Genomic DNA, 17,470 nt, shown 5'->3' on the forward strand with positions numbered 1-17,470 from the left:
GTGGCCCTGGTCGCGCCGCATGTGAGGCCCCGCGGAGCCTGACCGGCTCTGCGGCGCGCGTGTAGTTCTCTTCGGCGGCATTCGTCTTCAGTGACGGTGCTGTGCCGTTTTCTTGCGGTCGGCAGGGCTGGTCTCCACGTCTTCTTTTCGACGTGGACGGGCTCGCCTTTCGGTGTCGTGCCGTTTTCTCTTCTTCTGGTGCCTGCCGTCGCGGCCTGTCCTTGGCCGCCCCGCTGTGTGCGGGGGGACGGGATCTTTTCGTGCCGAGCCGTTTTCGCGGTGGCGATGTGCGCCGTCGTGTTCTTTCGCAGAATTTTCTGGTCGACGCCGGTGTGGTGCGCCGGTTGGTGGAGTGTTCGGGTGTGGGGCCCGGTGATGTGGTGGTGGAGCCGGGCCCGGGGGAGGGGGCGGTGACGGGGGTTTTGGCTCGTCGGGTGGGGCGGGTGCTGGCCTATGAGCGTGATGCGGGGCTGGCGGCTCGGTTGAGTCGGCGGGGGTGGGGGAACGTGGTGTGCGTGCGCGCCGACTTTCGGGGGGTGGCGCCGCCGGTGGGTGCGTTTCACCTGGTGGGGAACATTCCGTTCGGGGCGACGGCGGGGATCGTGGAGTGGTGTCTGGCGGCGCGGTCGCTGCGGTCGGCGACGATGGTGACGCAGTGGGAGTACGCGCGTAAGCGCAGTGGGGATTTCGGGCGGTGGTCGTTGTTGACGGTGTCGACGTGGCCGGAGGTGGAGTGGGGTCTTGCCGGGCGGGTGGACCGGTCGGCGTTTCGGCCGGTTCCGCGGGTCGACGCCGGGATCTTGCGGTTGGTGCGGCGGGAGCGGCCGTTGCTGGGGCCGGAAGAGCTGGCGTGGTGGCGGGAGTTGGTGGCCGCGGGGTTCGGTGGGGTGGGCGGGAGCCTGTCGGCGAGTCTGTCGCGGGTGGTGGGGAGGCGGCGGGTGGCGTCGGCGTTTCGGCGGGCGGGGGTGGACGCGCGGGTGCCGGTGGGTCATGTGCCGCCGTGGGTGTGGCTGGAGCTGTTCGGGTGGTTGTGAGCACCCGGGGTCGCGCGCGGGTAGGTTCTCGGCGGTGCACCTGACGCAGACGCAAGGCCCTGGCGCCGATGACCGACGGCGCTCACATCGGCTGGACGGCGCTGGGGGACACCAGGCGCAAGCCACCGGTGGTCATGCTTCACGAAGGTCCGGGTCTGCCGGACTATCTCGGCGACGTCGCCGCCATGGTCGCCGACCTCGCGCCCGTGTACCGCTACGACCAGCGCGGCACCGGCGGGTCCCCGCGGCAGGGCCGCCCCGTCAACTGAGTGATGAACAGTGAACTCGGCGAGGAAGGCTGCGCGGACCCGCTCGACCGGCACCTCGACCGGCTGCGCGAGTGCCTGCCGGTAAAGGTGGAGATCCTGGGCGGTGTGAGTGATCCTCGCTCGCGCTCCGGCTCGATGTGCCGCTGACCTCGATCGACGAAGCCGGACACGAACCGTGGCTGGAGCGGCCCGAGGCCACGCGCGCACCTTCGCGGATTCGTGCGAGGCGCGCTAGCCGGCGTCGCCGATCGCGCTTGACATCGCAGGTTCCGGGCAGGCCCGTGACCGTCCATTGTGGACGGCAGGCTCGCCGCGAGTCGGGTGGTAATGTACAACTCCCCATCCAACCCCTTACCTAAGTGTGGTCGGCATGCAACATCGCGCGCTCGGTGGCAGCGGTTTGAAGGTCAGCGCCCTCACGTTCGGCAACTGGCTCACCGGGGGTGCCCCCGAGGACGCCGCGGAGTGCATCCGCGCCGCCCTCGACGCCGGGATCACCACCTTCGACACCGCCGACGTCTACGGCGCCCCCGAGTTCGGCGCCGGCGAGCGCGTACTCGGTGAGGCCCTGGCGGGGCGGCGGCGCGACGGTCTGGTGATCGCCACGAAGGTGTGCCTGCCCACGGGGCCGGGCCGCAACGACCGCGGCCTGTCGCGGAAGCACGTCATGGAAAGCTGCGCGGCGTCGCTGCGCCGGCTGCGCACCGACCGCATCGACCTGTACCAGGCGCACCGCTTCGACCCGGGCACGCCGCTGGAGGAGACGATGGTCGCCTTCGCCGACCTGCACCGGGCCGGCCTGATCGGCTACCTGGGCGTGTCGGAGTGGACCGCCCCGCAGATCCGCGCAGCTCACGCCCTGGCGCGCGAGCTGCGGGTGCCGCTGGTCGCCGCCCAGCCGCAGTACTCGATGCTGTGGCGGGTCGCGGAGGCCGAGGTCGCCCCCGCCTGCGCCGAACTCGGCATCGGGCAGATCGTGTTCTCGCCGCTGGCGCAGGGTGTGCTCGCCGGACGCTACCGGCCCGGGCAGGCCACACCAGGCGACAGCCGCGCCGAGCACGAGCGCGGCGCGCGCTTCGTCGGCCGCTACATGTCCGAGGCGGTCCTTCGCGCCGTCGAGCGACTGCGTCCCATCGCCGCCGACCTCGACGCGACCCTGGCGCAGCTGGCCCTGGCGTGGGTGTTGAGCAGGCCCGGCGTGTCGAGCGCGATCATGGGCGCCTCGCGGCCGGCGCAGATCGCCGACAACGTCACCGCCCTCGACCTCGTCCTCGACGACGAGACCCTCGCGCGCATCGACGCCGCCTTCGTCGACGCCGAACACGGCGACCTCGTCGAGCGCGACGGCGCGAAAGTCGCCAAGCCCTTCGACGTGATGCCCGCCTGGCGCAGATGACCGCGCGCGGCGAATTCGCGGCGGTGACACCGTGAACGGCCTGGCACGCCTGATCCGCGCCGCCGCGCCCGACATCAGCCCGCTGCGCGACTCCGCGCCATACCGGCGCCTGTTCGCCGGGCAGGTCGTCTCCCTCATCGGCGCGCAGATCACCCAGGTCGCCGTCCCGCTGCAAGTGTGGGAGGCGACCGGCTCGACCCTGGCCGTCAGCATGCTGGGCGTGGCCGGCCTGGCGCCCCTGATCGTGTTCGGCCTCTACGGCGGGGCCATCGCCGACGCCGTCGACCGCCGCAAACTCGCCCTCGTCACCGGCGGGGTCATGCTCCTGGTCAGCGTCGTCCTGCTCGCCCAGGCCACCGCCGGCGGCGGACCCCTGTGGCTGCTGTTCGTGTGCGTCGCCGTCCAGGCCGGCGCATCGGCGGTCGACTCCCCGACCCGCTCGGCGATCCTGCCGCAGCTCGTCGGCCCCGGCAAGCTCGCCGCGGCCAACAACCTGCGCCAGGCCGGGTTCCAGTTCGGGGTCATCACCGGGCCGCTGATCGCCGGAGTCGTCGTCGGTGCCGGCGGCTACGGCTGGGCCTACGGCCTCGACGTCATCTCATTCGCCGCGGTGTTCTACTCCGTCCTGCGACTGCCGTCGCTGCCGCCGGGCGACGGCGGCCGCCGTGCGGGACTGGCCTCGGTCATGGAGGGCCTGCGCTTCCTCGCCGGCAACCGCACCCTCTTGATGACCTTCCTCGTCGACATCAACGCCATGGTCTTCGCCGCGCCCCGCGCGCTGTTCCCGGCGCTCGCCTACGGCGTCTACGGCGGCGACGCGACCACCGCCGGACTCCTCTACGCCGCACCCGCCGTCGGCGCCCTGGCCGTCACCCTGGTCGGCGGAGCCGTCGCCCGCGTCAACCGCCAGGGACTCGGCGTGGTCGTGTCGATCGGCGTGTGGGGCGCGGCGATCGCGCTCCTGGGCGTCAGCGACGTCTTGTGGATCGGCCTGGCCGCCCTGTTCGCCGCGGGCGCCGCCGACACCGTCAGCGCCATCTACCGCTCCACCATGCTCCAGGCCGGTACGCCCTCGGGCATGCAGGGACGCCTCCAAGGCGCCCATATCGTCGTCGTCACCGGCGGTCCACGTCTGGGAGACGTGCGCACCGGCGCCGTCGCCGGCGTGTTCGGCCCCGGCGCCTCCCTCATCTCCGGCGGCCTCATCTGCGTCGCCGGGATCGTCACCCTCGCCTTGGCGGTCCCCTCCTTCATGCGCTACGACGCCCGGGCGCCTTTGCGTGAAGACGCCTCGGCCCCTCGGAGCCGACGGTAGGGTCACCGGCAAAGGGGGATCCCATGGCATTGCACCAGGTCACCAGCGGTCGTGACGAAGGATTCGACGACATCTACTCCGGCCTGCTCAGCCGCAGACCGCTGCCGAAGTACCGGCTGCCGGAAGGCCCCAACGACCCCCACGCCGTCCATCAGCTCCTCCACGACGAGCTGACCCTCGACGGCGACGCCTCGCAGAACCTCGCCACCTTCTGCACCACCTGGACCGAGCCCCAGGTCGCCGCGCTCATGGCCGAGAACATGGCCAAGAACATGATCGACAAGGACGAGTACCCGCAGACCGCCGAGATCGAGTCGCGCTGCGTCCACATGCTCGCCGACCTGTGGCACAGTCCTCACAGCCACAACACCGTCGGCTGCTCCACCACCGGCTCCAGCGAAGCCGCGATGCTCGGCGGGCTCGCCCTCAAATGGCGGTGGCGCAAGGCCCGCGAGGCCGCCGGGAAACCCGCGGACCGCCCCAACCTGGTCTGCGGGCCCGTCCAGGTCTGCTGGGAGAAGTTCGCCCGCTACTTCGACGTCGAACTGCGCCAGGTCCCCCTCGAGGCCGGCGCCACCGGGCTGCGGCCACACCAGCTGCGCGCGCACGTCGACGAGAACACCATCGGCGTGATCGCCATCCTCGGCGTCACCTACACCTGCGACTACGAACCCGTCGCCGACATCGCCGCCGAACTCGACGCCATGGCCGCCGACGGCGGACCCGACGTCCCCGTCCACGTCGACGCCGCCTCCGGTGGCTTCATCGCACCCTTCCTGCGTCCCGAACTCGAATGGGACTTCCGCCTCGACCGGGTCGCCTCCATCAACACCTCGGGCCACAAGTACGGCCTGGCGCCCCTGGGCGTGGGATGGATCATCTGGCGCACCGCCGACCTGCTCCCCGAGGAGCTCATCTTCGACGTCGACTACCTCGGCGGAAGCATGCCCACCTTCGCGCTGAACTTCTCCCGCCCCGGCGGGGAGATCATCGCCCAGTACTACAACTTCCTGCGCCTGGGCCGCGAAGGCTACCGGCGCGTGCAGCGCGCCTGCGCCGACACCGCCGCCCACCTCGCCGACGAGATCGCCCGGATGGGGCCGTTCACGCTCCTCTACGACGGCCGCGGAGCGCTCCCGGCGGTGTCCTACACCCTCGACGGGGACCCCGGCTTCGATCTCTACGACCTGTCCGAGGCCCTGCGCGTCCACGGATGGCAGGTGCCGGCCTATCCGCTGCCGCCCGACCGCGAGGACACCGTCATCCACCGTGTCCTCATCCGGCACGGCATCAGCCGCGACCGCGTCGACCTCCTCGCCGCCGACATCCGCACCTGCGTCAAGACCCTGCGCTCGGGCCACCACCCCCAACGCGTCACCTTCCACCACTGACCCCGCGACGCCGCCGGGCCTAGCAGAACTCGTCGAGAAGGCGGTAGAGGGCGACCTTGCCCGCGTCGGGCTCGCCGACGCCGTAGCGCCACCAGAAGCGGGCGACGTGCTCGGCGCCGAACTGGGGGTTGAGGCCGGTGTCGCCGGCGCTCCTGGTCAGCAGCGCCAGGTCGGTGTAGGGATCGGCGACGCCGAAACGGCCGACGTCGATGACGCCGGTGACGCGCAGGGTCCGCGGGTCGAGCATGACGTTGGGCAGGCAGAAATCCCCGTGGCACAACGCCGCCCGCTCGGGCTCGACGCCGCGCAGGGCGGCGTCGAGTTCGGTGAGCAGACGCTGGGCGTCCCAGCCGCTGCGTTCGTCGTCGAGGTCGTCGAGATCGACCTGGCCGAGGGCGACGGCCACCCCGGCGTTGGAGGCCGTCACGCGCAGGCTTCTGTCGAAGGGACAACCGGCGGTCGGCAGGGAGTGCAGGTCGCGGGCGAAGTCGGCGACGGCGTCGATGACGTCCATGCGCTCGTGCGCGGCCCACGGCTGGGAGGCGTCACGGCCGGACATGGTGGTGGTGACCAGGTAGGTGTGCTCGTCGACGGTGTCGCACTCGACGACCTCGGGAACACCGACACCGGTGGTGGCCAGCCAGCGCAGCCGGTCGCATTCGGCGCCGACGTCGAAGCCGGGATCGGGGTGCAGCGACTCGGCGGCGTACTTGAGGTGGAGGTCGGCCGGTCCGGTCAGCCGGTAGACGTGACCGCCGGACAGGCCGAGCGTGACCGGCTGCCAGTCGTAGTCGCGGTAGCGGTGCCGCAGGTGCTTTTCGACGAGTGCGTTGTCGGGTTCCACCGCGTCATTGTCGGCCACCCCGGCACCGGTCTGTCAATCGCGTTGTGCCCATTGACTGGCGCTGATGCGATATAGGACGTGCAGGGAAACGCGGTTGGTGTGGTCGCCGACGGAGGGGTGGTGGAAGTCGCCGTGCGGATCTTTGGTCAGGCCCAGGCGGGTCATGACCGCCTGGGAGCGGACGTTGCCGACGGCGGTGAACGACACGACCTCGGCCAGGCGCAGGAAACCGAAGGCGTGGTCGAGGGCGGCCGTGGCGGCCTCAGTGGCGTAGCCGTGGCCCCATGCCTTGCGGGCCAGGCGCCAGCCGATCTCCACGGCGGGGGTGAAGTGAGCGTCGAAGGTGGCGGTGCTCAGGCCCGTGAAGCCGAGGAACTCGCCGGTCTCGGTCAGTTCGACCGCCCACAGACCGAAACCGTTGTCGTTGATGGCGCCGGCGATGCGAGTGGCGAGGGCGTCGCTGCGCTCGCGGGTGAGGGTGGAGGGGAAGTGCTCCATCACCTCAGGGTCGGCGTTGAGTTCGGCGAAGGGTGCGTAGTCCTCGCGACGCCATTGACGCAGGCGCAGGCGGGCGGTGGTCAGCTCGGTGATGTCGGGCTGGTCGGAGAGGGGGAGGTCGTCCACCCGCAGGATCCTAGCGGCCCCGTGCCGCCGGTGCGGGCTCATGACCTGACGGTGACCCCCTCATGACGTAGCAGTGCGATCTTGGTATCGGTGCCGAAGATGTACTGGCCGCCGCTCAGGTCGGCTTTGACGACGCGGTGGCAGGGAATGAGCAGCGGGACGGGGTTGTGGCCCAGGGCGGAACCGACCGCCCGGACGGCGCGGGGGTTGTCGATGCGCTCGGCGATCCAGCCGTAGGGGTGGATGCGGCCTTTCGGGATGGCCTGGGCGGCGCGCAGGACGGACACGGCGAAGGGGGTGAGTCCGGTGAGGTCGTAGCGCAGCTTCGTGCCGTCGCAGGTGGCGAGGGCCTCGGCGAGTTCGGCGGGCGGGTGCTCGGTGCGCACGAGAGGGCGCACGAAGCGGGCGCGGAACTCCTCGGCGAGCGTGCCCAGGCACGCGGGGCGCAGGAAGGCCACGCCGTTCTCGGTGTAGGCGACGTCGACGTCGCCCATCGGGCTGGGCTGGCGGGTCCAGCGCGCGGCGACACGGTCGAAGAGCGCCGCAGGCGGGGCGGCCGTCAGGGAGGCGAGCGCGTTGGTCAGGTCGGTGTCAGGCATGGTGCACCTCGATGGTGGGTGTGCTGATCGGGTGAGGGCCGGTGGTGTGCCCGCGGGCGCGGCGAGTGGTGGGCTCGGGGCGTGGGCGCTCGTGGGGGTGGGGCGTTTGTGGCCGGTCGGTGCAGGCGAGGCGGCGCAGTGTGGCCAGTCCGCGGGAGATGTGGGATTTGGCGGTGCCTTCGGCGGTGCCGAGGATGGCGGCGATCTCGTCGATGGGGAGGTCGAGGACGTGGCGGAGGATGACGGCGTCGCGTTGGGCGGGGGTGAGTGCGGCGAGGTGGGCGGCGAGGGCGCGGTTGGTCTCGTGGAGTTCGGCGGTGCGGGCGGGGTCTTGGGTGTGGTCGGCGCGTTCAGGTGCGGCGTCGATGTCGCCGGGTGGTGGTTTGCGGGCTTTGCCGCGGCGGTCGTTGCGGACGGTGTTGAGCAGGATGGTCAGCAGCCATGCGCGTGGGCGCAGCGTCGGCAGGGGCGGTGGCCGGTCCGAGGCGAGAGAGCGGTAGGCGCGCAGGAAGGTCTCGGCGGTCAGGTCCTCGGCGTCGCTCCAGGATCCGGTGGCGCGCAGGGCGGTGGTGAACACCGGGGTGCGGTAGGCGTCGTAGAGGGCGGTGAAGCCGTTGTCGAGGTCCTCGTCGAGTGCGGCGAGGAGGTGGCTGGGGTCGTCGGGTCCGCTCACATGTGTATGAACACCGTCGGGGTGTGCGGGGTTGCGGTTCGCCGGGGAGCGTGCGGGCTCGTAGGCTGAGTTGTATGTCACGGTCTGGTGCGGTGGTGCTGTCGCGTGTGCACGGACGGCAGGGCGAGCTGGTCTTGCGTCGAGTCGACGGGCATTTCGAGATCATAAGTAACGGCGTGTTCTTGATGGACACGCGCAATGGCGAGTCGGAGCGGGTGTTGGTGGGCGCTGCCGTCGACGCGGTGAAGGCCGATGGGGTGCGGTTGCTCATCGGTGGACTGGGGGTGGGGTTCTCGCTTGCCGAGGCGGTGTCGAATCCGCGGGTGGGGGAGGTGACGGTGGTGGAGTGCGAGCCGTCGGTGATCGCGTGGCACGGGTCGCATCTGTCGGACTTCTCGGCGGGTGCGGTGGGGGATCGGGAGGTGACGGTGGTGTGCGCCGATCTGCTGGCGTGGCTGCGGCAGGCGCCCGATGACCTGTTCTTCGACGTGATGTGCCTCGACATCGACAATGGTCCTGATTGGACGGTGACGCCGGCCAACGCGGCTCTCTACGGGGAGTCGGGGCTGGAGTTGCTGGTCTCGCGGTTGGCGCCGGGTGGGGCGGTGGCGTTTTGGAGCGCGGCGGCCAGTGAGGTCTTCGCCGAGCGGCTGGCGAGCCGTTTCGCGTCGGTGCGGACGGTGGAGGTCTCGGTGCCGCGCGGTCCGGCGGACGTGGTGTACGTTGCCTGCGCGAGCTGACTGAGGCCGCGCGCCGGTACCGGGCGCCGGGTCATCTGTGCGCGTCTGATGGGAGCCCGGATGAGTGACGGGACCGCCGCTTTGCGGTTGTCGGGTTTGTCGAAGTCCTTCGGTGAGAAGCGTGCTGTCGATGGGGTGAGCCTGGAGGTCCCGGCGGGGTCTTTCTTCGGGCTGGTCGGGCTCAACGGCGCGGGTAAGACCACGTCGTTGTCTATGGCGGTGGGGTTGTTGCGGCCGGATGCCGGTGACGCGTGGGTGTTCGGTGTGGACGTGTGGGCCGATCCGGTGCGCGCGAAGGCGCTGCTGGGGGTGCTGCCGGACTCGCTGGGTCTGCCGGAGCGTTTGACCGGGCGTGAGGTGCTGACCTATCTGGGGTTGCTGCGAGGGCTTGAGCGTTCGGTCGTCGACGAGCGGGCTTCGGAGTTGCTGGAGGTTTTGGAGCTGGCCGAGGCCGAGCGGACGTTGGTGTCGGAGTACTCCACGGGGATGCGCAAGAAGATCGGGCTGGCGGTGGCGCTGCTGCACGCGCCGCGGTTGCTGGTCCTCGACGAGCCGTTCGAGGCGGTCGATCCGGTGTCGGCGCTGACGGTGCGGCGGATTCTGCGGCGTTTCACCGAGGGCGGCGGTTCGGTGATCATGTCGAGCCATGTGATGGCGCTGGTGGAGCAGTTGTGCGATCACGTCGCGGTCATCGACCGTGGGCGGGTCGCGTTGGCCGGTCCTTTGGAGATGGTGCGCGGTGAGCGTGCTCTGGAGGACGTGTTCGTGGAGTTGGTCGGCGGGCGCGTCGACGGTACGGAAGGCCTGTCGTGGCTGGCGTCCTGATCGCGATGCGCGTGGCGGTGCTGCGGCACTCGATGCGCGGACCCCGCGCGTGGTGGTCGGTCACCGGGGCCGTCGTGGGCCTGGTGCTGGCGCTGGGCACGATCTGGGCCGGAGCGGGCGGCATCGGTCCCGCCGCCGGTACGGGGACGCTCCTGGCGATGCTGTGGGGCCTGTGGGCTCTGGGATGGGCGATCGCACCGCTGATCAGCGGCGGCGGGGAACCGCTCAAGCCGGAGAACTTCGCCGCGCTGCCGGTGCCGCCGGGGAGGCTGGCACGAGGGCTGCTGGCGGCGTCGTTCGTGGGGTTCGGCGCGGCGGTGACATTGGTGGCTTTGCTGTCGCTGGTCGCGTACGCGGTGGTGACCGGGCCGCTGACGCTGGTGGTCGCCGTGCCGGGCGTCGCGCTGCAACTGGGATTCGTGGTGATGCTGGCGCGGCTGGTCAACGCCGTGGCGGGGGTGCTGCTGCGCACGCATGCCGGTGCGGCGCTGGTGGCGATCGTGTGGGCGGGTTCGATGGCTCTCTTGGCGCAAGGCTGGGCGCTGATCGCGGCCTTGGCCATCGCCTGGGGACCGGCGGGACCGGAACTCCTGGACGACATCGTCGGACTGTTGCCGTCGGGATGGCCGGTGCGGGCCGTGGAGGCCGCCGGCCGTGGCGAATGGCTGCTGGCGGTGGGTTACCTGGCCGGTACGGCCGTCTTGATCGCGGCGATGCTGCTGGTGTGGTCGCGGATGCTGCAGCGCAGGCTGACATCACGGGCCACGGCTCCCCGCCCGCGCCGCGCGTCGGCGCCGGGACTGGGGCGCCTGGCCTCGGCCGGGCCGGTGGGGGCGGTGGCGGCCAAGGAACTGCGCGCCTGGTCGCGTGATCTGCTGCGCGTCAACCACCTGTGGTTCGCCATCACCTACGGGGTGGTGTTCTGCCTCCTGCCGCTGATGATCGGCTGGTGGGGGATGGCGCCCTACACGGGCCTGGCGATCCTGCTGATGAGCTCGGGCATGGCGGCCAACATCTTCGGCTCCGACGGGACGGCGCTGTGGCTGACGCTGCTCACGCCCGGCGCGGCGCGCGCCGACGTGCGCGGCCGGCAGCTGGCGTGGCTGCTCGTGCTCACCCCGATCGTGCTGGCCTTCACCGTCGGCCTGACGATCCCCAGCGGCCAGGGGTTCGCCTGGCCGATCGTGCTCGCCCTGGTACCGGCGATGCTGGGAGGCGCCGCCGGCCTCGCCTCGGTGGTATCGGTGTACATGCTCGTACCGCTGACCGACCCGCACAAGCGCGGCGCCAACCCGCTGGGCGTCGGCGACAACGAGGGCTCGGTGGCGGGCCTCACCTACGTGATGCTGCTGGGGGTACCGGTCACCGCGGTCCCGGCGGGGGCGATCGTGGCGGTGGGGCTGGTGGCGCAGCAGCCGTGGCTGTCCTGGCTCGGTGTGCCCGTCGGTCTGCTCACCGGCGCCCTGTGCGCCTGGGCATTCGGGCGCATGGCCCACCGCAGGCTCGACGCCTACGGTCCCGAACTGCTGCAGACGATGCGCACCGGCGTGGCGGTGACCTCCCGGGAGGTCACCGGCACCGACGGCGTCAAGCGCCTGCGCGCCGACGTGAAGACCGGCCAGGACCTGCCGAAGTGGAAGTCGGTCACGGTCGCCGTCTGCTACTCGACCGGGTGGCTGCCGCTGTTCCCGCAAGGACTGGTGGCCCTGGGCTTCGCGCTGTTCGGCGCCGAGCGCAAGTCGTGGTTCCTGGCGACCTATCTGGGGCCGTGGGCGGTGCCCTTCGCGGTCCTCATGGTCGTCTTGGGCCTGTCGATCTACGGCGTGGGGCTCTATCTCCCCTGGGACGAGCGCCGCAAGAAGCGCGCTGCGGAGGAGACCGAGGCCGCCGAGACGCCGACCGGTGTCGAGGCGGGCGTCTGAGCGCCGGTCACAGGTCCGCTTCGAGCGTCAGCTGGTAGGGCTCGAAGCCGCAGCGGCGGTAGAAGCGGATCGCGGCCTCGTTGGTGGCGTAGGCCGTGACGGCGATCCGGTCGGCGTCGATGGTGCGCGCCCAGTCCTTGAACGCCGCGACCAGCTGTGCGCCGAGACCGCCGTCGCGGGCTTCGGGCCGCACGTAGAGGCTCACCAGGGTCGCCACCCGCACCGGGCGGATCGCCACCGCTTCGGCGACCTTGCCCGACAGCTGGCCCACGACTTCTCCGTCACGGACGGCGGCCAGGATCAGGCGTGCGGGGTCGTCGATGCCGGCGCGTATCGAGTCGGCCGAGAACTCCTTGGGCCAGTCGACGTTGAGGGTCGCGTCGCGCGTTCCGCCGTCCTCGGCGAACAAGGCGACGCTGCACTCCACCAGGCCGGCGACGTCGCCGGGGACCGCTTCGCGGATCATCGTGTCGCTCATGGCCGCGAGCCTATGCCGCACGCCTGTACGAATTCAACAGCGGGGCCGGGCGTAGTGTCGGCAGGCATGGAAACCGTCTTCCGCCGTGCCGTTCGCGTCGTGTGTCTCGACAAGGGCGGCCGTGTGCTCCTCATGCGCTGGCGCGATCCCCACGACGGGTCGCTGCTGTGGGAACCGCCCGGTGGCGGTGTCGATCCCGGTGAGGACTACCTGACCGCCGTTCGCCGCGAACTCGTCGAGGAGACCGGCCTCGACCCCGACGCGGTGTCCCCGCTGTACGTCACCGTCGAGCGCGACCTGGTCTGGATGGGACGCAACCACGCCGGGCCGGAGGCGTTCTTCCTCGCCCGCTTCGACACCGACGAACCGCAGGTCAGCGGCGAAGGGCTCCTCGACTACGAGACCAAGATGCTCCAGCACCACCGCTGGGTCCCGCGCTCGGAGTTCGGCGCCCTGGAACGGCTCGAACCGCCCGGTCTCGCCGAGACCGTCGACGACCTCATCGCCCGCACCGCGCCCGACGCCGAGGCCGAGCGCTTCATCACCGACCGCTACGGGCCGCGCGCGTCGCCGCCGGTCCTGCTCGGCGCCGGTGAATGGTCGCGGGCCTACGCCTTCACCCTCGACGGGGCCGAGGTGATCGCCAAGATCGGCGAGCACGGTGAGGACTTCGCCAAGGACGCCGCCGTCGCCGTGCTCGCCGACGGGGTCGGTGGTGTCCCGAAGGTCGTGGAGACCGGTCGTGCCGGGTCGCGGCATTTCGTCGTCGCCGAGCGGGCGCACGGTACCTACCTCGATGAGCTCGACGGTGACGGGATGCGCCAGGTGCTGCCCTCGTTGCTGTCGACGATGCGGGCGGTGCGCGCGCTTCCCGCGCCGGGCAGCGGTTACGGCGCGTGGTTGCCGGACTTGACGGCCCCGCACGCGACCTGGGCGCAGACGCTCACCGCGATCAGCGGGCCGGAGCATCCGCGCGTGGCGGGCTGGCAGCGAGCGCTGGCGGAGTCCCCGACCGGGCGCGGGCCGTTCGACGAGGCTTCGGAGGTGTTGGCCGAGTTGGCTCCGGCCTGCCCGGACGTGCGGCAGCTGGTGCACTCCGACCTGCTGTACCGCAACGTGCTGGTCGCCGGGGGCCGGATCAGCGCGGTCCTCGACTGGGGCAACTCCCTCTACGGCGACGGACTGTACGACCTGGCGTGGCTGATCTACTGGTGGCCGTTCTACCCCTCGTGGCGTGACATCGACATCGAGGCCGAGGTCATGGCGCACCTGCGGGAGACCGGTGAGTACGGCGACGACACCCGCTTGCGGTTGCGCTGCTGCCTGATCCACATCGGTCTCGACGCGCAGTCTTACAACGCCTTCACGGGAAGCTGGCACTACCTGGCGCTCAACGCCGAGCGGGCTCTGGTTTTCGCGCGCGGGTTCTAGGACACGGCCCTAGGTCTCGTGGCCGGCGTCACGCAGGTCGCCCAAACGCCTCGCCGGGATCAGGACGAGTGTCACGGTGGCTCTTCGTGGCCGGTGGGGCGACGGTCTGGCAGAGTCTTCGGCGTGCCGCCAAACCGCTGCGACGGGTATATCGGAGCGGTAGCGTGGCCGATTTGGGAGGAGCGACGATGAACGAGACCTTCACGATCATCGATGGACGGGGTGTCCTGTCGACCGAGCGCCGGCTGCCGCAGCCGGTCGAGGCGGTGTGGCGGGTACTGACCGAGACCGAGTCGCTCGACGAGTGGTTTCCCGCGCACGTCGAGGCCGAGCCGGCCGTCGACGGGGCCATCACCTTCGTATTCCCCGGTGAGGAAGGCCCGCCCCTGACCGGGCGCGTGACGGCCTACGAGCAGCCGCACCGCTTCGCCTACACCTGGGGCGACGACCATCTGGAGTGGACGGCCGAGCCCGACGGCGGCGGTACGCGCCTGACGCTGAAGCACACCTTCGACGACATCGCCGGCGCGGCGAGCTTCGCCGCGGGCTGGGAGACCTGCCTCGACGCCGCGGCGCAGGTCCTCGACGGTGTGGGCGTCGTCGTCGACGCCGGTGCCTCCGCCGCCGCACACGAGCGCTTCGTCGAACTCTTCGGCCTCGACGAGGGCACCATCGAACGCGACGGCGAGCAGTGGCGGGTGCGTTTCGAGCGGCAGCTGCGCGCCGGTCTCGAAGAACTGTGGGAGCACCTGGGCGGACCGGGCTTCGCCGACGCCGGCGGGGAGGTCCCCGAGGGCTTCACCGTCGCCGGTTTCCCGCCCGGGCCGGTCTCGGCGGTCGAGGCGCCGTTCTTCCTGACCTACCACTGGCTGAGCGCCGACGGCGAACCCGCCGGCGATGTGCGCCTGGAGTTCGCGCCCGGACCCGGTGGCGCGAGACTCCTGCTGACCCACACCGGTACCGGGGAGCGCGCCGAGGCCGCCCTGGCGGCCTGGCACGACCGGATCGCCGAGCTGGGCGCCGAGGCGGCTGCGCTGTCGAAGTAGCCGGCTACACGTCGTAGTGGACGGTCACCGGCGCGTGGTCCGACCAGCGGGCGGCGTGCTCGGTGGCCCGCTCCACCTCGGCGAACGTCGCCGTCGACGCCAGGCCCGGCGTGGCGATCTGGTAGTCGATGCGCCAGCCGGCGTCGTTGTCGAAGGCGCGGCCGCGATAGGACCACCACGAGTACGGGCCGGGCCCGTCGGGGTGCAGGCCGCGGAACACGTCGACGTAGCCGGCCTCGTCGAAGACCGACCCGAGCCAGGCGCGCTCCTCGGGAGTGAACCCGGCCTGCTTCTGGTTGGTCTTCCAGTTCTTCAGGTCGATCTCCTTGTGCGCGATGTTCCAGTCGCCGCACACGACCGCCTCGCGGCCCTCGGTCTCCACGCGGGCGCGCAGCCTGACCAGGTGGCCGTAGAACTCCTTGCAGAAGCGCTCCTTCTCCTCCTGCCGGGGCGTGCCCACCTCACCCGAAGGAAGGTAGAGGCTGGCCACGGTCAGGCCGGGAAGGTCCACTTCGACGTAGCGGCCCGAGGTGTCGAACTCGGCCGACTCGAACCCGACCTTGAACGCCACCGGCTCGGTGCGCGTCAAGACCGCGACACCCGCGCGTCCCTTCGCGGCCGTCGAAGGGGCCACGACCTGATGCCAGCCGCTGTCGGCGAGCACCTCCTGGGGCCACTCCTCGGGTGTGGCGCGAACCTCCTGGAGGCAGACCACGTCGGCCTCGGTGGTGCGAAGCCACTCCACCAGGCCCTTCTTCGCCGCCGCGCGGACTCCGTTGATGTTCACCGTCGACACTTTCAGCACGTCGGCCACGCTACCTTCCGCCCTTCGAAGGCCGTAAGGCCGGACCGACGCCCTCGGGTGGCGAGGAGGGGGCCCGGCCGGAAACGGCCGGGCGTCGCGGTTTCAGTGGTCGACGGCCTTGCCGGTGAGGTGGCGGCGGTTGGCCGTTCGGGCCATCTCCTGACGCTCCCGCATCCAGCCGCGCTCAGCGGTCCCTCGCCACATGGACCGAGTGCGGGTCACTCCTCATCGGCGAATCCGTGCCCCCCTATTCCGCTCGCACGAACCCCACCGTGATCTCCAGCCCACCTTCTCGGCGCGCATCGGCGCCGACGGTGGCGTGGTGGGCCTGGACGACGGCGGTGACGATGGCCAGGCCCAGTCCGTAGCCGTCGCGGCGCTGGTGGCGGTCGGGGGCGAGGCTCTGGAAGGGCTCGAAGAGCCGGTGGATCTGGTCTTCGGGGATGACGGGTCCGCTGTTGGTGATCGTCAAGGTCGCCTGTGTGCCGGTGACGCTCGTGGTGACGGAGACGTGCCCGCCGGGATGGTTGTGCCGCAGAGCATTGTCGACGAGGTTGGCGACCAGGCTCTCGACGAGCCCAGGGTCGCCGGTGGTGGGCGCCGGTGCGAGGCGGTCGGCGAGGTCGATGTCTTTCTCGGCGACCTGGTCGCGGCGGGAGGCGAGGACGCGGCGGGCGGTTGCGGCCAGGTCGATGGGTTCGTGGCGGGTGAGGCCGCCTTCGCTGGTGGCCAGGGCCAGCAGTGCCCGGATGAGCCTTTCCTGGTGTCCGCCGAGGGTGAGGGCCTCCTCGCAGGCGGCGCGGAGGGTGGCTGCGTCGGAGTGAGGGTCGGCGAGGGTGACTTCGAGGAGGGTCCGCTGACCGGCCAGGGGTGTGCGCAGTTCGTGGGAGGCGTTGGCGACGAAGTGCCGCTGAGCGTCGAAGGACGCCTGGAGGCGGGCGAAGAGGTCGTTGAGGACGGCGCCGAGTTCGGTGAGCTCGTCGGTGGGTTCGCCCAAGGCGAGGCGGCGGTGGAGGTTGCCGGCGGAGATGGCCTTGGCTGTGGTGGTGATGGCCCGCAGCGGCCGTACGAAGCGGCCCGCGGCCCACCAGCCGCCGGCGAGGGCGATGGGGATGAGGACGGCCAGCGCGACGGCGGATGCGGCGAACAGCTGCTGCGGGCCGATCCCGTCGCCGGTGCCGGTGATCGCGCCGGTGTCCTGCTCGCCGACGGCCACGGTCGACTGGAGTCCGGCGAGGGGGAGGGTGACCACGGCCAGGACGACGATCCCGGCGCCGTAGATGCCTGCGGCGTAGAAGAGCGTGAGCCTGGCCTGGAGGGATCGCCGGAGGGGAGTCATGCCTGCCCGATCCGGTAGCCGCCTTCTCGGACGGTCTCGATCACCGGCGGCTCACCGAGTTTGGCGCGCAGCCGGTGCATGGCGTGCTTCACCGCAGAGGTGAACGGGTCGGCCGCTTCGTCCCAGACCTTTTCGAGCAGTTCCTCTGCCGACCAGACGACGCCGGGCGCGGCGAGCAGGCGTTCGAGGAGCGCGAACTCCTTGGGGCTCAGGTCGAGTCGGCGTCCGGCGCGAAACGCCGTGCGGCGGGCCGGGTCGAGGGTGATGTCGCCGCACACGAGGGTCGGGGGCAGTGGCGGAGCGGTCCGGCGGGCGAGTGCCCGCACGCGGGCGACGAGTTCGGCGAAGGCGAAGGGTTTGGGCAGGTAGTCGTCGGCGCCGAGGCTGAGGCCGCCGACGCGGTCCTCGATCGTGCCGGCGGCGGTGAGCATGAGTACGCGCGTGTCGTGGTGGGCGTCGGCGAGGCCGCGGCAGATGTCGTCGCCGTGGACGCCGGGCAGGTCGCGGTCGAGGATCACGACCTCGTAGCGGGTGGCGGCCAGGTGGTCGAGGGCGGCGTGGCCGTCTAGGACGACGTCGACGGCCATGCCCTCACGGCGAAGGCCGGTGCCGATGGAGCGGGCGAGGATCTCGAAGTCCTCGACGACCAGGACTTTCACCATGGAGCTTCACCGGGTCGGGTTGGCATGTCCTTCACGATGCCAGACCGGTGGTCTCAGCCCGGTCGCGGCGAACGCGA

19 protein-coding genes and 1 pseudogene are annotated in these 17,470 nt (G+C 71.2%); 12 read left to right on the forward strand and 8 right to left on the reverse strand.

Annotated elements, in window-relative coordinates; genetic code table 11:
• Positions 1–260: 260 nt before the first annotated feature.
• The 6 genes from erm to AB0I28_RS04050 all read left to right on the forward strand — a co-directional run bounded on the left by erm (position 261) and on the right by AB0I28_RS04050 (position 5,405).
• Positions 261–1,034: a 23S ribosomal RNA methyltransferase Erm gene (gene erm / locus AB0I28_RS04025; protein ID WP_357489185.1), complete on the forward strand. Its 774-nt coding sequence runs from the start codon at positions 261–263 to the stop codon at positions 1,032–1,034.
• A gap of 68 nt (positions 1,035–1,102) precedes the next feature.
• Entirely contained in the window at positions 1,103–1,303 is a 201-nt protein-coding gene (locus AB0I28_RS04030; protein WP_357489186.1) for a hypothetical protein, read from the forward strand.
• Between the two features lie 3 nt (positions 1,304–1,306).
• A complete protein-coding gene (locus AB0I28_RS04035; protein ID WP_357489187.1) occupies positions 1,307–1,450 on the forward strand; it encodes a hypothetical protein in 144 nt (47 codons plus the stop codon).
• Between the two features lie 223 nt (positions 1,451–1,673).
• Complete coding sequence (locus tag AB0I28_RS04040; protein WP_357489188.1) at positions 1,674–2,699, forward strand: aldo/keto reductase family protein; 1,026 nt, start codon at positions 1,674–1,676, stop codon at positions 2,697–2,699.
• 31 nt (positions 2,700–2,730) lie between these two features.
• The gene (locus AB0I28_RS04045; protein WP_357489189.1) at positions 2,731–4,014 is read left to right on the forward strand and encodes an MFS transporter; all 1,284 of its coding nucleotides are present in this window, start codon (positions 2,731–2,733) and stop codon (positions 4,012–4,014) included.
• Positions 4,015–4,037: 23 nt separating this feature from the next.
• The gene (locus AB0I28_RS04050; RefSeq protein ID WP_357489190.1) at positions 4,038–5,405 is read left to right on the forward strand and encodes a glutamate decarboxylase; all 1,368 of its coding nucleotides are present in this window, start codon (positions 4,038–4,040) and stop codon (positions 5,403–5,405) included.
• 19 nt (positions 5,406–5,424) lie between these two features.
• Here the strand turns inward: AB0I28_RS04050 and AB0I28_RS04055 are convergent, their stop codons facing one another.
• From AB0I28_RS04055 to AB0I28_RS04070, 4 genes are read right to left on the reverse strand one after another with little or no spacing between them, the layout of a single operon-like run.
• Positions 5,425–6,249, reverse strand: coding sequence for an APH(3') family aminoglycoside O-phosphotransferase (locus AB0I28_RS04055; RefSeq protein ID WP_357489191.1), 825 nt, complete (start codon positions 6,247–6,249; stop codon positions 5,425–5,427).
• A 33-nt stretch (positions 6,250–6,282) separates the two neighbouring features.
• Positions 6,283–6,873 (reverse strand): GNAT family N-acetyltransferase, encoded by a 591-nt coding sequence (locus AB0I28_RS04060; RefSeq protein WP_357489192.1) that lies wholly within the window; start codon positions 6,871–6,873, stop codon positions 6,283–6,285.
• A 38-nt stretch (positions 6,874–6,911) separates the two neighbouring features.
• Positions 6,912–7,472: an MGMT family protein gene (locus AB0I28_RS04065; RefSeq protein ID WP_357489193.1), complete on the reverse strand. Its 561-nt coding sequence runs from the start codon at positions 7,470–7,472 to the stop codon at positions 6,912–6,914.
• Entirely contained in the window at positions 7,465–8,145 is a 681-nt protein-coding gene (locus AB0I28_RS04070) for an RNA polymerase sigma factor (RefSeq protein ID WP_357489194.1), read from the reverse strand. Before AB0I28_RS04070 ends, AB0I28_RS04065 begins: the two co-directional genes overlap by 8 nt.
• A 92-nt stretch (positions 8,146–8,237) precedes the next feature.
• Between AB0I28_RS04070 and AB0I28_RS04075 the strand changes: the two genes are divergently transcribed.
• From AB0I28_RS04075 to AB0I28_RS04085, 3 genes are read left to right on the forward strand one after another with little or no spacing between them, the layout of a single operon-like run.
• Positions 8,238–8,885 (forward strand): spermidine synthase, encoded by a 648-nt coding sequence (locus AB0I28_RS04075; protein WP_357489195.1) that lies wholly within the window; start codon positions 8,238–8,240, stop codon positions 8,883–8,885.
• Between the two features lie 60 nt (positions 8,886–8,945).
• Positions 8,946–9,710: an ABC transporter ATP-binding protein gene (locus AB0I28_RS04080; RefSeq protein WP_357489196.1), complete on the forward strand. Its 765-nt coding sequence runs from the start codon at positions 8,946–8,948 to the stop codon at positions 9,708–9,710.
• The gene (locus tag AB0I28_RS04085; protein WP_357489197.1) at positions 9,695–11,632 is read left to right on the forward strand and encodes a hypothetical protein; all 1,938 of its coding nucleotides are present in this window, start codon (positions 9,695–9,697) and stop codon (positions 11,630–11,632) included. The genes AB0I28_RS04080 and AB0I28_RS04085 overlap by 16 nt, the downstream gene beginning before the upstream one ends.
• A 7-nt stretch (positions 11,633–11,639) precedes the next feature.
• Here AB0I28_RS04085 and AB0I28_RS04090 read toward each other — a convergent pair whose 3' ends face one another.
• On the reverse strand, positions 11,640–12,110 hold the full coding sequence (locus AB0I28_RS04090; RefSeq protein ID WP_357489198.1) for a GNAT family N-acetyltransferase: 471 nt from the start codon (positions 12,108–12,110) through the stop codon (positions 11,640–11,642).
• A 66-nt stretch (positions 12,111–12,176) separates the two neighbouring features.
• On the opposite strand from AB0I28_RS04090, the pseudogene AB0I28_RS04095 reads away from it, so the two are divergent.
• From AB0I28_RS04095 to AB0I28_RS04105, 3 genes and pseudogenes are all read left to right on the forward strand, one after another.
• A pseudogene (locus tag AB0I28_RS04095) lies at positions 12,177–12,590 on the forward strand (NUDIX domain-containing protein); the annotation flags it as partial.
• The gene (locus tag AB0I28_RS04100; RefSeq protein WP_357489312.1) at positions 12,564–13,541 is read left to right on the forward strand and encodes a phosphotransferase; all 978 of its coding nucleotides are present in this window, start codon (positions 12,564–12,566) and stop codon (positions 13,539–13,541) included. The pseudogene AB0I28_RS04095 and the gene AB0I28_RS04100, both read left to right, overlap by 27 nt.
• A 188-nt stretch (positions 13,542–13,729) precedes the next feature.
• Entirely contained in the window at positions 13,730–14,587 is an 858-nt protein-coding gene (locus AB0I28_RS04105) for an SRPBCC family protein (protein WP_357489199.1), read from the forward strand.
• A 4-nt stretch (positions 14,588–14,591) separates the two neighbouring features.
• Here AB0I28_RS04105 and AB0I28_RS04110 read toward each other — a convergent pair whose 3' ends face one another.
• From AB0I28_RS04110 to AB0I28_RS04120, 3 genes are all read right to left on the reverse strand, one after another.
• On the reverse strand, positions 14,592–15,392 hold the full coding sequence (locus tag AB0I28_RS04110) for an exodeoxyribonuclease III (protein WP_357489200.1): 801 nt from the start codon (positions 15,390–15,392) through the stop codon (positions 14,592–14,594).
• A gap of 247 nt (positions 15,393–15,639) precedes the next feature.
• Positions 15,640–16,731, reverse strand: a complete 1,092-nt coding sequence (locus AB0I28_RS04115; RefSeq protein WP_357489201.1) for a HAMP domain-containing sensor histidine kinase — start codon at positions 16,729–16,731, stop codon at positions 15,640–15,642.
• On the reverse strand, positions 16,728–17,390 hold the full coding sequence (locus AB0I28_RS04120; RefSeq protein ID WP_357489314.1) for a response regulator transcription factor: 663 nt from the start codon (positions 17,388–17,390) through the stop codon (positions 16,728–16,730). Before AB0I28_RS04120 ends, AB0I28_RS04115 begins: the two co-directional genes overlap by 4 nt.
• Positions 17,391–17,470: the final 80 nt, after the last annotated feature.

It is taken from the genome of Phytomonospora sp. NPDC050363, assembly GCF_040655735.1.
Taxonomy (GTDB): domain Bacteria; phylum Actinomycetota; class Actinomycetes; order Mycobacteriales; family Micromonosporaceae; genus Phytomonospora.